Below are 14,283 nucleotides of genomic sequence, written 5' to 3' on the forward strand. Positions count from 1 at the left end.
CTCAGCCATCCCTTTTACGTTTTGGAGAAAAACGTTTAGCCCTCGATATCGGCCATGTCGCCTTTTTCCTGCAGCCAGTTGCGGCGATCTTCCGAACGCTTTTTGGCCAACAGCATATCCATTGTCGCCAGCGTGCGCTGGTCGTCTTCATCGCTGATGGTCAGTTGAACCAGACGGCGCGTATTCGGATCAAGCGTGGTCTCGCGAAGCTGAAGCGGGTTCATCTCGCCCAGCCCTTTAAAGCGCTGCACGTTTGGCTTGCCTTTCTTGCGCTTAAGCTGTTCCAGCACGCCGGCTTTTTCTTCTTCATCCAGCGCGTAATAAACCTCTTTACCCAGATCGATGCGGTAGAGCGGCGGCATCGCCACGTAAACGTGACCACCTTTCACCAGTGCCCGGAAGTGGCGCACAAAGAGCGCGCACAGCAGCGTGGCAATGTGCAGACCATCGGAGTCCGCATCCGCAAGAATACAGACCTTGCCATAGCGCAATTGGCTCAGATCTTCACTGTCTGGATCAATACCGATCGCCACAGAAATATCGTGCACTTCCTGCGAGGCCAGTACTTCGTCAGAAGAAACTTCCCATGTGTTCAGGATCTTCCCTTTCAGCGGCATGATCGCTTGATATTCGCGATCGCGAGCCTGCTTCGCGGAGCCGCCCGCCGAGTCCCCTTCCACCAGGAATAGTTCGGTCCGGCTTAAATCCTGCGCAGTACAGTCTGCCAGCTTACCCGGCAGCGCTGGCCCGCTGGTCAGCTTTTTACGCACAACCTTCTTCGCGGCGCGCATCCGGCGCTGAGCGCTGGAAATAGCCAGCTCTGCCAGCTGTTCTGCCGCCTGTACGTTCTGGTTCAGCCACAGGCTGAAAGCATCCTTCACTACGCCGGAGACAAAGGCCGCACACTGGCGTGAGGAGAGACGTTCTTTCGTCTGGCCAGCAAACTGAGGATCCTGCATTTTGACCGACAGCACATAGGCGCAGCGTTCCCAAATATCTTCCGCAGAGAGCTTCACGCCACGCGGCAGAATATTGCGGTATTCGCAGAACTCACGCATGGCATCGAGCAGCCCCTGACGCAGGCCGTTAACATGAGTACCGCCCTGCATAGTTGGGATCAGGTTTACGTAGCTTTCCGTCAGCAGCTCACCGCCTTCCGGCAACCAGAGCAGCGCCCAGTCAACGGCTTCGGTGTCGCCCGAAAAATTGCCGATAAACGGCGCTTCCGGGAGGGTAATCAGGCCATTTACGGCTTCGCACAGATAGTCGTTCAGGCCGTCCTGGTAGCACCAGCGCTGCTCGGTATTATTCACCTTATCGGTAAAGGTAATCTCAACCCCCGGGCACAGTACCGCTTTCGCTTTCAGCAGATGGCTGAGGCGTGAAACGGAAAAGCGCGGGCTGTCGAAGAAGCTTTCATCCGGCCAAAAATGCACGCTGGTCCCGGTATTGCGCTTCCCGCAGGTGCCAATCACTTCCAGATCCTGCACCTTCTCGCCGTTTTCAAAAGCGATGCTGTATACCTGAGCGTCGCGGCGGACGGTCACTTCAACGCGTTTGGAAAGGGCGTTAACCACAGAGATCCCTACGCCGTGGAGGCCGCCGGAAAATTGGTAGTTTTTATTCGAGAATTTACCGCCCGCATGCAGACGGCAAAGGATCAGCTCAATGGCCGGGACCTTCTCTTCGGAATGGATATCAACAGGCATCCCGCGCCCGTCATCAATGACTTCCAGCGACTGGTCGGCGTGCAGGATGACATCCACGCGCTTAGCGTGACCTGCCAGCGCCTCATCCACGCTGTTATCAATGACTTCCTGTCCTAAATGGTTAGGACGAGTGGTGTCAGTGTACATCCCCGGGCGGCGGCGAACAGGCTCAAGCCCGGTGAGTACCTCTATATCATCGGCATTATAGGATTGCGTCATGGTTTATTCATTCAGATAGCGAAACAGGAAATCGGCCGTCAGGCCTCAGCGCAAGCCGAGGAAGTCGACAATCTGTGTGAAATAATCTTCGAAGCCCGTGAAGGCATGATTGCCACCGGGTTTCACCGTCTGGCGGCAGAGCGCGTAGTAGGCTACGGCCTGGCGGTAATCAAGCACCTCATCGCCCGTTTGTTGTAGCAGCCAAATCAGGTCTGGCGCTTCCAACGGGTCAATCTGCATGACTTTCAGATCGTAAATATGGCGTGACTCTAGCACATATTGCTGCCCGGTGTAGGGGTTCTCGTTTTTACCAAGGTAACCCACAAGCAGCTCAAAAGGGCGAACCGCCGGGTTAACCACCACCGCAGGCAGCGTAAAGCACTGCGAAAGCCAGGTCGCGTAATAACCGCCGAGGGAAGACCCCACAATGCCCAGTGGCTCTCCTCCACGTTTGAGCACCAGCGACTCTAGCAGTTCGGAAGCCTCTGCCGGATAAGGCGGTAACTGAGGCACAATCATCTCAATTTCAGGATGATGCTGAGCCAGCCACGCCTTAAAACGGGTCGCTTTTGCGGAGGCCGGAGAGCTATTAAACCCGTGCAGATACAGTAACGCAGGCATTAATAACCCTCAGAAGCCGTGTCAGGACTGAATTTACCGCTTTGCAAACGGCAAACTTCCGTCGTCAGGCTGCCGTCAGGGTAAAGATCGAGCCAGCGCCATCCCGGCTCAATGGTGTCGAGCGTGAAATTGGCGCAGTGAGGTTTGAACTGGACGCATGTCGAAGGCGTGGCCAGCATTCTGCGGCCGTTCCAGTCGAGATCCAGTTCCTGATGAATGTGCCCACAAAGCAGCGTTTTCACCTGCGGCCAGGGCTTAAGCACGGCATCCAGTGCGGCAGCATTGCGCAGGCTGTGCTGATCCAGCCAGCTGCAGCCCGCAGGAAGAGGATGATGATGCAGCAAAAGTAGGGTGTGACGCTCTGGAGCCGCAGCCAGCTGACGCTCAAGCCATTCCAGCTGATAGTCGCTCAGTTCACCGTGGGGAACGCCAAAGACCTGGCTGTCCAGCAGCAAGATTTGCCAGCGATCGCCGATATAAACGCGCTTGGCCGGGGAAATACCCGCTTCCTGCAGAGCGTTAAACATTGCAGGCTGAAAATCGTGGTTACCCGGCAGCCAAACGCAAGGCGCAGAAATGCGGGAGATCCCTTCAGCAAAGTGCTGATAAGCCTCCACGCTGTGATCCTGGGCCAAATCCCCGGTTGCCACCAGTAAGTCGCAGGCACGCTGTTCGGCCAGAATAGCGGTCAGCACCGCCTGATAGCTCTTCCAGGTATTAATCCCTAGCAGCGTTTCGTTCTTTCCCGCGAACAAATGGGTATCGGTTATTTGCAATATCCTGATTCGGCCTCCATCGGCCACAGGAAGGGTTAACAGGCTTTCCAAATGGTGTCCTTAGGTTTCACGCACACTTACTACCCACCACACTTAAGCTGCTGATATCCAGGCGGCAGCTCGATTCATTCAGGGTATCAATACCATCCATTATTCAGGGCGTTGTGCCGTTAACCGTCCTCAACCCTAAAAAAACTAGGTATACACAGGCACGGCCATTGCTCCATGCGCTAAACAGTAGCGCAGCCAATCAGCAAGAAACTGGTTAATTTGATGCTTTTCGTCGCGTTGATGCAACTTTTTATTCGGATAATCATATCGCGCTTTGAAGCGAAAGATCTGCTGGCTTGAACACACTTCCGCGACCATCGCATCATGGTAAAGTCTGACCGACATTGACGGCAGGCTCCAGTAACTCACCGAGGGGTGCGTTTGTTCTATTTCCACCAGGGTGGTATAACGCGTTGATTCTGAGATAGTTAAGCGATATCTGGCGCTATTAACCTGATAGGTTACCGTTTCGCCCGCCGCATCATTTTTCGGCAACAGGCGGCGCAGCTGCGCGAAGTTGGTTTCGCACAAACGCATCATTTCGGGGAAGTCAGGGGTATAGCGCTTCATAATCAGTGATTCCACTCTTTTCTTAGTTGCTCATAATGCAGCTGCAGCCATTGCAAAGCGATGACCGTCGCCGCGTTGTCGATGCTCCCCTCTTCGACACACTGGTAAGCCTGCTCCCGGCTCACCACATGAACACGAATATCTTCGTTTTCTTCCACCAGGCCGTGAATACCGTTGGCCTGAGTGGCATCCACTTCGCCGACTAAAATAGACAACCTTTCGCTGGTGCCGCCAGGGCTGGCTAAATAGCTCAGAACCGGTTTGGTCCGGCCCACAGCAAGGCCCGCTTCTTCTATGGCTTCACGGCGCGCAACATCTTCTAAGCTTTCACCCTCTTCAATCATGCCGGCGATCATTTCTAACAGCCATGGGGTTTCGCTGGTGTCCCAGGCTGCAATACGAATCTGCTCTATCAACACGACTTCATCGCGCACAGGGTCATAGGGTAGCAGTACCGCAGCGTGACCGCGTTCAAAAATTTCGCGCCTGACTTCGCCACTCATTTCGCCATTAAACAAACGATGGCGAAAACGATAAAGATCGAGTGAAAAAAAGCCACGATAAAGCGTTTCCCGTGCAATAATTTCTACATCCTTTTTGGCGAAAGTAGCCGCTAGCTTTTCTGACTTGTTCATAGATGATGTCCTGATGACAAATGGGCGCTGGCCGGGCGATTTCAACCCTGCTTAACTGCCCTTTCAATTTTGATGTGGTAGATTGGTGAAAATTAAGGTAGATGGCACTTTACGCCAACCTGCCCGGCTGACGGAATCTGTAGAATCGGCGATCATCTTTGACTCCTGTCGGCGTTAAACAAAATAATTCTGCTTCACAACAAGGAATGCAAATGAAGAAACTGCTCCCCATTCTTATCGGTCTGAGCCTAACGGGTTTCAGCGCCATGAGCCAGGCAGAAAACCTGCTGCAGGTTTATCAACAGGCGCGCACCAGCAACCCGGACCTGCGTAAATCCGCTGCTGACCGTGACGCCGCATTCGAAAAAATTAATGAAGCACGCAGCCCATTATTACCACAGCTGGGCCTGGGTGCAGATTACACCTACGGCAACGGTTTTCGCGACTCTAATGGCGTTAACTCCAACACGACCAGTGCAACATTACAGCTGACGCAAACTATTTTTGATATGTCGAAATGGCGCGCGCTGAGCCTGCAGGAAAAAACAGCAGGGATTCAGGATGTTAGCTTCCAGACCGATCAGCAGTCTCTGATCCTGAACACGGCCACAGCCTATTTTAACGTGCTGAGCGCCATTGACGCGCTTTCCTATACTGAAGCGCAGAAACAGGCCATCTACCGCCAGTTGGATCAAACCACTCAGCGCTTTAACGTAGGCCTGGTTGCCATCACTGACGTGCAGAACGCCCGCGCGCAGTACGACACAGTGCTGGCGAACGAAGTCACCGCCCGTAATAACCTGGACAACGCGGTGGAATCACTGCGTCAGGTCACCGGGAACGACTATCTGAGCCTGGCTTCTCTGAACGTAGACGGTTTCAAAACCACCAAGCCAGATGCAGTCAATAACCTGCTAAAAGATGCTGAGAAACGCAACCTTAGCCTGCTTCAGGCTCGTCTGAGCCAGGATCTTGCCCGCGAACAAATTCGCCTGGCTGAAGACGGCCACCTGCCGACCCTGAGCCTGAACGCGTCCAGCGGCGTCACTAACAGCAGCTACAATGGTTCTAAAACTTCCGGCAATTCGCAGTATGACAACAGCTATAAAGGGCAGAACCAGGTTGGCCTGAGCTTCTCCCTGCCGCTGTACCAGGGTGGCCAGGTTAACTCTCAGGTTAAACAGGCTCAGTACAACTTTGTGGGTGCCAGCGAGCAGTTGGAAAGCGCGCACCGCAGCGTGGTACAGACCGTGCGTTCTTCCTTTAATAACGTGAACGCCTCTATCAGCACCATCAACGCTTACAAACAGGCCGTTGTGTCTGCACAAAGCTCCCTGGATGCGATGGAAGCCGGCTACTCGGTGGGTACCCGTACTATCGTTGACGTGCTGGATGCGACCACCACGCTGTATAACGCCAAACAGCAACTCTCCAGCGCACGTTATAACTACCTGATTAATCAGCTGAATATTAAATCAGCATTGGGTACGTTGAACGAGCAAGATCTGATTGCGCTGAACAATACGCTGGGCAAACCGGTTTCAACCTCTGCGGACAGCGTTGCGCCGGAAACCCCAGAGCAGGATGCCCGGGCTGACGGTTACAACACCGCGCCAGCGACGGTTTCCACTAAGGCAACTCATGCCACTCCGGCTGCGGCCACCAGCGGGAAAAAAGCGAACCCATTCGCTAATTAATCTCGGGAATGCCAACGAAAGGGGCGTATTTTTACGCCCCTTTTTTTCTGCCTCGCGTTTGAACGTAAGGCAACGTAAAGATCTCCTGCCAACAGGCCAACATCGCTTCAATTTCAACCGCTCATCCCCTATCCTTAGCACCAAACCTACTGGGCTCAGGACTGATTAAATGAAACGGACAAAAAATATAAATCATTCATCGTTCCGCAAAAGCTGGAACGCACGCCATTTAACGCCGGTGGCGTTGGCTGTCACCGCCGTCTTTATGCTGGCTGGCTGTGAACAAAGCGACGAAACCGTCTCAATGTACCAAAACGCGGACGACTGCTCGCAGGCAAACCCGAGCAAAAGCGCGGAATGTACCACCGCCTATAATAACGCTCTGAAAGAAGCCGAGCGCACGGCACCGAAGTATGCTTCCCGTGAAGCCTGCGTTGCCGAGTTTGGCGAAGGCCAGTGCCAGCCAGCCCCTGCACAGGCAAGCCTTGCCGGTGAAAGCCAGGCTCAGGCTCAACCGCAGCAAAGCGGCAGCTTCTGGATGCCGCTGATGGCGGGCTACATGATGGGCCGTCTGATGGGCGGCGGCGCGGGCTTTGCGCAGCAGCCGCTGTTTACCTCAAAAAACCCGGCCAGCCCGGCTTACGGCAAGTACGCCGATGCCAGCGGTAAAAGCTACGGCGCGGCCACCCCAGGCCGGACGACAACCGTCCCGAAAAGCGCGATGGCACCAAAACCTGCGACCACCTCAACGGTGACTCGCGGCGGCTTTGGTGAGTCAGTGGCCAAGCAATCCACCATGCAGCGCAGCAGCGCCACCTCCGGCAGCAGCCGTTCGATGGGCGGCTGATAAATCATGGAAAGAGTTTCTATCGTTGAACGCCCGGACTGGCGCGAAAAAGCCACAGAATACGGCTTCAATTTTCACACCATGTACGGGGAGCCGTACTGGTGTGAAGACGCCTATTACAAGCTCACGCTGGCTCAGGTTGAACGCCTGGAAGAGGTCACCGCCGAGCTGCATCAAATGTGTCTGCAGGTTGTGGAAAAAGTGGTGGCCAGCGACGAGCTAATGGCCCGTTTCCGCATTCCGAAACACACCTGGGAATTTGTTCGCCAATCATGGCGCAGCCAGCAGCCCTCCCTTTATTCCCGCCTGGATCTGGCGTGGGATGGCGTGGGTGAACCCAAGCTGCTGGAAAACAATGCCGATACGCCAACGTCGCTGTATGAAGCGGCTTTCTTCCAGTGGATCTGGCTTGAAGATCAGGTGGCTGCGGGCAATCTGCCCGAAGGCGCAGATCAGTTCAACAGCCTGCAGGAAAAGCTGATCGAACGTTTCGCCGAACTCAAGCAGCAGCATGGTTTCAATCTGCTGCACTTTGCCTGCTGTCAGGACACGGTAGAAGATCGCGGCACCGTGCAATATTTGCAGGACTGCGCCGCCGAATCTGACGTCGCCAGTGAGTTCCTGTTTATCGAGGAAATTGGCCTCGGCGAGAAAGGTCAGTTTACCGATCTGCAGGATCAGGTTATCAGCAACCTGTTCAAGCTCTACCCGTGGGAATTCATGCTCCGCGAGATGTTCTCCACCAAGCTGGAAGATGCCGGCGTGCGCTGGCTGGAGCCAGCCTGGAAAAGCATTATCTCCAACAAAGCCCTGCTGCCGATGCTGTGGGAGATGTTCCCGGGTCACCCTAACCTGCTGCCGGCTTATTTCGCCGAAGACAACTTCCCGCCGATGGAAAAATACGTCGTGAAGCCAATTTTTTCCCGCGAAGGCGCCAACGTGAAGATCATCGAGAATGGCCAGGAGATCGCGCGCGTTGACGGGCCGTACGGCGAAGAAGGCATGATCGTCCAGCAGTTCTATCAGCTACCAAAATTCGGCGACAGCTATACGCTGATTGGCAGCTGGCTTATTAACGATCAGCCAGCAGGGATCGGGATTCGTGAAGATCGCGAACTTATCACCCAGGATCTTTCCCGTTTCTATCCGCATATCTTTATGGAATAGATCGCTAGAAAAGCGCCCATTGGGCGCTTTTCTGTTTATCCTACCACAACCGACAGCATACTCAGCGATCCCATCTCTATGCCATCGACCGGAATCGTCACCGGCTCTTTTCCGTCCCACGCGCCCAGTACATAAAGCAGCGGCAGGAAATGCTCCGCCGTCGGGTTAGAAAGTGAACCACCTTCATGACTGAGATAGTTCACCAGTGGATGCTCCTCCGCAGGCCCCTGCCAGGTCAGGTTGGCTTTAACATAATCGTTAAACGACTCGGCCCAGGGATAAGGCGTATTTTCGCCGTGCCAGCGCGCGGTTCGCAGGTTATGCACCACGTTACCGCTCGCCACCAGCATAATGCCCTGGTCACGTAGCGTGGCCAGTTTGCGGCCAATCTCCAAATGCCAGGCTGCCGGCTTCGTGCTGTCAATGCTCAGCTGCACCATCGGGATATCCGCGTTAGGGTACATCTTGATCAGCACCCCCCACGAGCCGTGGTCAAAGCCCCATGCCTCTTTATCCAACGCCACCGGCGTCGGTGCCAGCAGATCAACTAGCTGCCGCGCCAGCTCAGGCGAGCCGGGTGCCGGGTAATGCGTGTCATACAGCGCCTGCGGAAAACCACCAAAGTCGTGGATCGTCTTCGGCGCCTCCATCGCGGTCACGCCCGTTCCACGGGTGAACCAGTGGGCCGACACCACCACAATCGCTTTTGGCCGCGGCAGCGTTTCGCCGAGCTGAGCCCAGGCGCGGGTATAGCGGTTATCTTCCAGCACGTTCATCGGGCTGCCGTGGCCAAGGAACAGCGCGGGCATACGTGGGCTTGTCATGATGGTGTCCTTAAAGGGCTAAGATTCAATACACACAGATTACGCCCAATTTTTGTGGGAAGAACTCAGATAAGCATGATGATGATCATCAGAAATTTTGAACAGGACGAAAAAGACGAAAACAGCGAGGCGGGAGTGAAAAACAAAAGCCCGATCGCGCTGACCGGGCTTTACTTTTTTAGCTAGCTTTACGGGCTTGCGCCTGGCGATATTCCACCAAATCTTCGATGGTCACAACCGCCATATTATGTTTGCGGGCAAACTCGATGCACTCCGGCGCACGCGCCATGGTGCCGTCGTCGTTGGTCAGTTCACACAGCACACCCGCAGGTTTGAAACCGGCAAGGGAAACGAGATCGATAGTGGCTTCGGTATGGCCGCCGCGAGTTAACACGCCGCCCGGCTGCGCACGCAGCGGGAAAACGTGACCAGGGCGGTGCAGGTCGCTCGGCTTAGCGCCGTCGGCAATAGCTGCACGAACGGTGGTCAGACGGTCAGCTGCGGAAACGCCGGTTGTCACACCGTGAGCGGCTTCGATGGTCACGGTAAACCCGGTGCCGAAAGCGCTGGTGTTGTTTTCGACCATCATCGGCAGATCGAGCTGTTTACGGCGTTCGTCGGTAAGGCACAGGCAAACAATGCCGCTCCCGTGGCGAATGGTCAGCGCCATTTGCTCCACAGTCATCGTTTCAGCCGGGAAGATCATATCGCCTTCGTTCTCACGATTTTCATCGTCGAGAACCATGGCGCCACGGCCTTCGCGAAGCGCATCAAGAGCACGCTCAACGCGCTCAGTCGGGGTGCCAAATGCAGAAAGTAGCGTCTGATTCATGGTAATAAAAACCTCATTAATATTATGGTTACCAGAATCAGGGCAGTCTTAGGAGCTAAAAAAATAACGCGGGCAGGCCAGGGCCTGACGTGATCGTTACTCTCTCCCATCCGGACTTTAACCGTCGGCCCCGGAATTACACCGGATCTGCTGACCTTCAGGCAAAGCCTGAAGCGCTCGCGGGCTTTCAGCATTCGCTGATTTACCGCCGGTGGGGAGTTTCGCCCCGCCCTGAGAATAAGCAGGTTCACTATAGCGCTAATCATTTTTGTGGGCAACGATTACACAGGCAACATTTCCAGTTTATCCCCTGGCAATCAGGCATTACAATTAGCCCTATTACTCGCCAGATAATGGAAGCCGCTATGATTGACCCGAAAAAAATTGAACAAATCGCCCGCCAGGTCCATGAGTCAATGCCGAAAGGGATTCGTGAGTTCGGGGATGATGTGGAGAAGAAAGTACGCCAGATCCTGCAGTCTCAGTTGACCCGTCTTGACCTTGTGAGCCGCGAAGAGTTTGACGTGCAAACTCAGGTCCTGCTGCGCACCCGCGAGAAACTGGCTCTGCTGGAGCAGCGACTGACCGAACTGGAAAACCGCGAAGCCCCGAAAGACGCCGAGTAATCCCCGTTTCCCCCGTCTGCCTGGCGGGGGTTTCATCTTGATTGACTCAAGATTTCAAAAAACAGCCGGCAATAATAAACCTTCTTTAAAACAGACGGGCTGGCTGTATCTTATACATAGACGCCAAAAGCAAAAGAAGTCATTTGCTTAGCGTTATTTTTTCTAAGAATTTCATGGCGAGCGCCATATTTATCCCAACAAGAAAACCACGGCAGCAAAGGCCGCCGTGGTTGACTCAATGTTGTTAAATCAGAAGGTTTCCCAGTTATCGTCAGACGTAGCAGCCACGGCTTTACGCGGTGCAGCCGCCGTCGCGACAGCCTTTGGCGTAGCGGCCTGGGCTTTGTCCTGGCGTTCCTGAGCGATACGGAATACGGAAACGGACTGCGTGAGCCTGCTGGCCTGTTCTTCCAGCGCGGCGGCGGCGGCGGCAGACTCCTCCACCAGCGCGGCGTTCTGCTGGGTCACACGGTCCATTTCTGCAACCGCTAACCCAACCTGATCGATCCCGCGGCTTTGCTCGTCAGAAGCAGAGGCAATCTCGCCCATGATATCGGTCACGCGGGTCACCGCATTAACGATTTCCCCCATGGTTTCCCCGGCGCTTTCAACCAGCGTTGAGCCGGTATCCACCTTGCTAACCGAATCCTCAATCAGGGTTTTGATCTCTTTCGCGGCCTGCGCGCTACGCTGCGCCAGATTACGCACTTCCCCGGCTACCACGGCAAAACCACGTCCCTGCTCACCCGCACGGGCAGCTTCAACGGCGGCGTTAAGAGCCAGGATGTTGGTCTGGAAAGCGATGCCGTCAATGACGCTAATAATGTCAGCAATTTTCTGCGAACTGCCGGCAATTTCGCTCATGGTATGCACCACATTGTCCACGACTTTACCGCCGCGCTGCGCGGTTTCAGAGGCGCTTAGCGCCAGCTGGCTAGCCTGACGGGCGTTTTCAGCATTCTGTTTAACCGTGGCAGTCAGTTGCTCCATGCTCGCGGCCGTTTCCTCAAGCGAAGCCGCCTGTTGTTCGGTACGAGAAGAGAGATCGTTATTGCCGATGGAGATCTCGCTGGCGCCGCTATAAATGGCATTCGCGCCGTTGCGGACCTCGCCCACGGTAATCACCAGCTCGTTTTGCATATGGCGCAGGTTCTCGGCCAGCTGCCCCATTTCGTTGGTGCCTTCCACGTCGATTTTGCGCACCAGATCGCCGCTGGCGATATGGCGAATGCTTTCGATCAGGCGATTCAGCGGAGAGATAAGCGTGGTGCGGATCCCCTGCCAGACCACAAGGATCACCACCAGCACCACAATCAGGACGCCAATCAGGATCCAAATCGCCATGCTGTAGGAGCTGTTGCTGCTGTCGACCGCTTCCTGATAAAGGTGGTCGTTTTGCTGCAGATAGTTAACGTATTGCTTCTCAAAGCCATCCTGATACCCCTGGGTTGGCTGATCGAAGAATTCATTAATTTTCCCCGCGCCAAGCAGTTGAATCAGCTCCGCCAGCGCACCGTGATAAATATCGTAGTTACGCTTAATTTCTTGTGCGGCCGCGTCGCTTTGGCGTGGATCACGCGGTAAAGCTTCATAAGCCGCCCACTCAACCTCAGCCTGTTTCAGCGAAGTGCTGGCAATCGCCATCAGTTCTTCAACGGTTGCACCGCTGCCAATTTTATTGGCATCCATCATGTAGCGAATACCGGCGCGGTTCAGGGTGTTACGGGTCTGCAACAGCGCGACCCAGCTGCCGTTCAGCGTTGACTGCTGCTGACGAATGGTTTGTAGAACGGTGAAATTTTCTTTGTCCTGCTTCAGCGCATTGAAGAACAATCCGCCGGAAGCTATCTGCAAAATGCCAAACAGCCCCAGGACGACCAGTAAGCTTGTAACGATTTTGATACGGTTTAACATTGCTTCTCATTCCCTGTAAGACAAGTCTTAATCATCGGCGTAACAGCAGAAAACTTTACCCAAAGCGTTTTTTTGCCGTTTTTTCTGCTACTCCCAGGAAATGGCCTGGCAATAATTCATCCGCCACACCTGCGGGGTTAAGTCGTAACACATTCATAAACCGAGTTTTTTTCACTATCATTTTTTTAATAGTCAACCAGCCTGGAGGAAGGCATGCTTACCGTTGCTATCTGTGAAAGAAATAGCCATTTTGCCAATGGCATTAAAATTATTATCCAGCAGCTCTGCCGTCAGTTTAGCGAGACTTATCATTTCCTACCGTTGGCGCACCAGGACGTCGCCGATCTGGTTTTTTTCGCATTAGATGACAACTGGTCAACCGCCAACTGCTACAAAATACCGCAGACCACGCGCCATCAGCGGGTGATCCTGATCTGCAAAAAGCAGGATCAGGAGAACCTGATGTTTCGTCCCTGCCTGTATATGCTGCCGTCTATTTACCGTGAGGATGAGGTCGAAGATGTCAGGCTCAAACTGGCCCCCTGGGTCGATCCCGAACGGCGCAAAAAAAACACCCTGCCGGTGCCTACGTCCATTTGCCACTACTGCACTACACGGCATTTCAACATGCAGGAGCGTGAATTGCTGAAGCTAATGGCCTGTGGTTACTCACTGATTGACGCGGCTTTTATTATGCATATTGATGAAAATGCAGCGCGGGATAAACGACTGTCGATTATGAAAAAACTTAATATCAAGAACCAATATAAACTCATGAATTATATCAAGCTCAATTTGCCATTCTTGTTGGATTGAATTTTCTAATTAAGTATTTTCTTATTATGCCAGGGAATTACTCTTAATTATTAAAAAAACGCCGCCTTCACTCTTTTGGGTTGCGAATTTTCGCAACCTGGAATAAGCCATCCCTGCTATTCACTCATTCGTGTCGCTGAGAGAATACGCTCAGAATAATCTCCAAATTTGCTGACAGCATACCAACCCTACCTCTCAGGTCATTGATCGTTCAGCAATTCAGTAATAATTGTCACAATTAGCGACAAAATAATGATAAATATTTCTAGCGATAACATTTTATTATCTGTTGACCAGCATATATCCGGCCTCCGCCTGGAGCCGATTGTTAATTTATTCAGCGGACACGTTATTCATTACGAAGTACTCAGTCAGCTAACGCCGTCGCGCGATCCTGACGTTTTTTTTGCAAATCTGCCGGCTTCCGACAGCGTGGCACTTTTTTGCCACCAAACCGAACTGCTGAAGTCCCGACCAAAACCCGGAAGATACTGCCTTAACCTTCCTCTTATGGCGCTGATTGACGAGCGGCTATTCACGCGGCTGCTTGATGTTTGCGAATCATGGATAACAATTGAGATACAGGATGCTCCACTTTTTGGTCTGTGCTCCAGGCAGCATCAGCTTTGCCTGTGTGAGCGAATTAAGCTGTTACAGCAACAAAGGATATCGGTATGGCTGGATGACCTTACCGAGGGCTGTATTGAAAGCTTCCACCGCTACGCCATTGATGTCGGCGGAGTAAAAATTGATAAGCAAGCATTCTGGACGCTCGGTAAAAATCCCAGGGCACTTCAACGCCTGGTCGCACGGTGCGCGGACATTTCACCTCACATTATCATTGAAGGTATCGAAGACACACATCATCTCGAGCTCGCTCGCCAGTCAGGTGCCAGCTTCGGGCAAGGCTATTTATGGCCGCATAAACGCTGGCTGCTCTCTGATACCTTGTCATTGTGAGCAGGCTTATGTGCGCAGC

At 53.6% G+C, this 14,283-nt stretch carries 14 protein-coding genes and 1 riboswitch; of the genes, 6 read left to right on the top strand and 8 right to left on the bottom strand.

Translation table 11 applies throughout. The features are described 5' to 3' along the window. Positions 1 to 35: 35 nt before the first annotated feature. The 5 genes from parE to nudF all read right to left on the bottom strand — a co-directional run bounded on the left by parE (position 36) and on the right by nudF (position 4,581). Positions 36 to 1,928 carry a DNA topoisomerase IV subunit B gene (gene parE / locus ACR6JA_RS14235; RefSeq protein WP_008460924.1) on the bottom strand — a complete coding sequence of 631 codons (1,893 nt, stop codon included), beginning with the start codon at positions 1,926 to 1,928 and terminating at the stop codon, positions 36 to 38. A 45-nt stretch (positions 1,929 to 1,973) separates the two neighbouring features. After that, on the bottom strand, positions 1,974 to 2,549 hold the full coding sequence (gene yqiA / locus ACR6JA_RS14240) for an esterase YqiA (RefSeq protein WP_008460923.1): 576 nt from the start codon (positions 2,547 to 2,549) through the stop codon (positions 1,974 to 1,976). Continuing rightward, positions 2,549 to 3,376, bottom strand: coding sequence for a 3',5'-cyclic-AMP phosphodiesterase (gene cpdA / locus ACR6JA_RS14245; RefSeq protein ID WP_494493736.1), 828 nt, complete (start codon positions 3,374 to 3,376; stop codon positions 2,549 to 2,551). Before cpdA ends, yqiA begins: the two co-directional genes overlap by 1 nt. A gap of 144 nt (positions 3,377 to 3,520) precedes the next feature. After that, positions 3,521 to 3,946 (bottom strand): DUF1249 family protein, encoded by a 426-nt coding sequence (locus ACR6JA_RS14250; protein ID WP_008460921.1) that lies wholly within the window; start codon positions 3,944 to 3,946, stop codon positions 3,521 to 3,523. 2 nt (positions 3,947 to 3,948) lie between these two features. After that, a complete protein-coding gene (gene nudF / locus ACR6JA_RS14255) occupies positions 3,949 to 4,581 on the bottom strand; it encodes an ADP-ribose diphosphatase (protein WP_213715391.1) in 633 nt (210 codons plus the stop codon). A gap of 212 nt (positions 4,582 to 4,793) precedes the next feature. Between nudF and tolC the strand changes: the two genes are divergently transcribed. The 3 genes from tolC (at position 4,794) to ACR6JA_RS14270 (ending at position 8,292) form a co-directional block, all read left to right on the top strand. Then, positions 4,794 to 6,278, top strand: a complete 1,485-nt coding sequence (gene tolC / locus ACR6JA_RS14260) for an outer membrane channel protein TolC (protein ID WP_213715392.1) — start codon at positions 4,794 to 4,796, stop codon at positions 6,276 to 6,278. A gap of 169 nt (positions 6,279 to 6,447) precedes the next feature. Further along, positions 6,448 to 7,125, top strand: coding sequence for a DUF1190 family protein (locus ACR6JA_RS14265; RefSeq protein WP_008460913.1), 678 nt, complete (start codon positions 6,448 to 6,450; stop codon positions 7,123 to 7,125). Positions 7,126 to 7,131: 6 nt separating this feature from the next. After that, entirely contained in the window at positions 7,132 to 8,292 is a 1,161-nt protein-coding gene (locus ACR6JA_RS14270; RefSeq protein WP_213715393.1) for a glutathionylspermidine synthase family protein, read from the top strand. 35 nt (positions 8,293 to 8,327) lie between these two features. On the opposite strand, the gene ygiD is transcribed toward ACR6JA_RS14270, so the two are convergent. Both ygiD and ribB read right to left on the bottom strand, forming a co-directional pair. Then, positions 8,328 to 9,116, bottom strand: coding sequence for a 4,5-DOPA-extradiol-dioxygenase (gene ygiD / locus ACR6JA_RS14275; RefSeq protein ID WP_213715394.1), 789 nt, complete (start codon positions 9,114 to 9,116; stop codon positions 8,328 to 8,330). Positions 9,117 to 9,294: 178 nt separating this feature from the next. Beyond that, the gene (ribB, locus tag ACR6JA_RS14280; protein WP_008460907.1) at positions 9,295 to 9,948 is read right to left on the bottom strand and encodes a 3,4-dihydroxy-2-butanone-4-phosphate synthase; all 654 of its coding nucleotides are present in this window, start codon (positions 9,946 to 9,948) and stop codon (positions 9,295 to 9,297) included. 94 nt (positions 9,949 to 10,042) lie between these two features. Continuing rightward, positions 10,043 to 10,191, bottom strand: a riboswitch (FMN riboswitch). A gap of 122 nt (positions 10,192 to 10,313) precedes the next feature. On the opposite strand from ribB, the gene ubiK reads away from it, so the two are divergent. Then, on the top strand, positions 10,314 to 10,574 hold the full coding sequence (ubiK, locus tag ACR6JA_RS14285) for a ubiquinone biosynthesis accessory factor UbiK (protein WP_008460905.1): 261 nt from the start codon (positions 10,314 to 10,316) through the stop codon (positions 10,572 to 10,574). 249 nt (positions 10,575 to 10,823) lie between these two features. On the opposite strand, the gene tsr is transcribed toward ubiK, so the two are convergent. Continuing rightward, a complete protein-coding gene (gene tsr, locus ACR6JA_RS14290; protein WP_494493737.1) occupies positions 10,824 to 12,488 on the bottom strand; it encodes a methyl-accepting chemotaxis protein in 1,665 nt (554 codons plus the stop codon). 213 nt (positions 12,489 to 12,701) lie between these two features. Between tsr and fimW the strand changes: the two genes are divergently transcribed. Beyond that, on the top strand, positions 12,702 to 13,304 hold the full coding sequence (gene fimW, locus ACR6JA_RS14295) for a fimbria biosynthesis transcriptional regulator FimW (RefSeq protein WP_213715396.1): 603 nt from the start codon (positions 12,702 to 12,704) through the stop codon (positions 13,302 to 13,304). 252 nt (positions 13,305 to 13,556) lie between these two features. Continuing rightward, complete coding sequence (locus ACR6JA_RS14300) at positions 13,557 to 14,264, top strand: EAL domain-containing protein (protein WP_494493738.1); 708 nt, start codon at positions 13,557 to 13,559, stop codon at positions 14,262 to 14,264. Positions 14,265 to 14,283 lie beyond the last annotated feature (19 nt).

It is taken from the genome of Cedecea sp. B1(4), assembly GCF_059414925.1.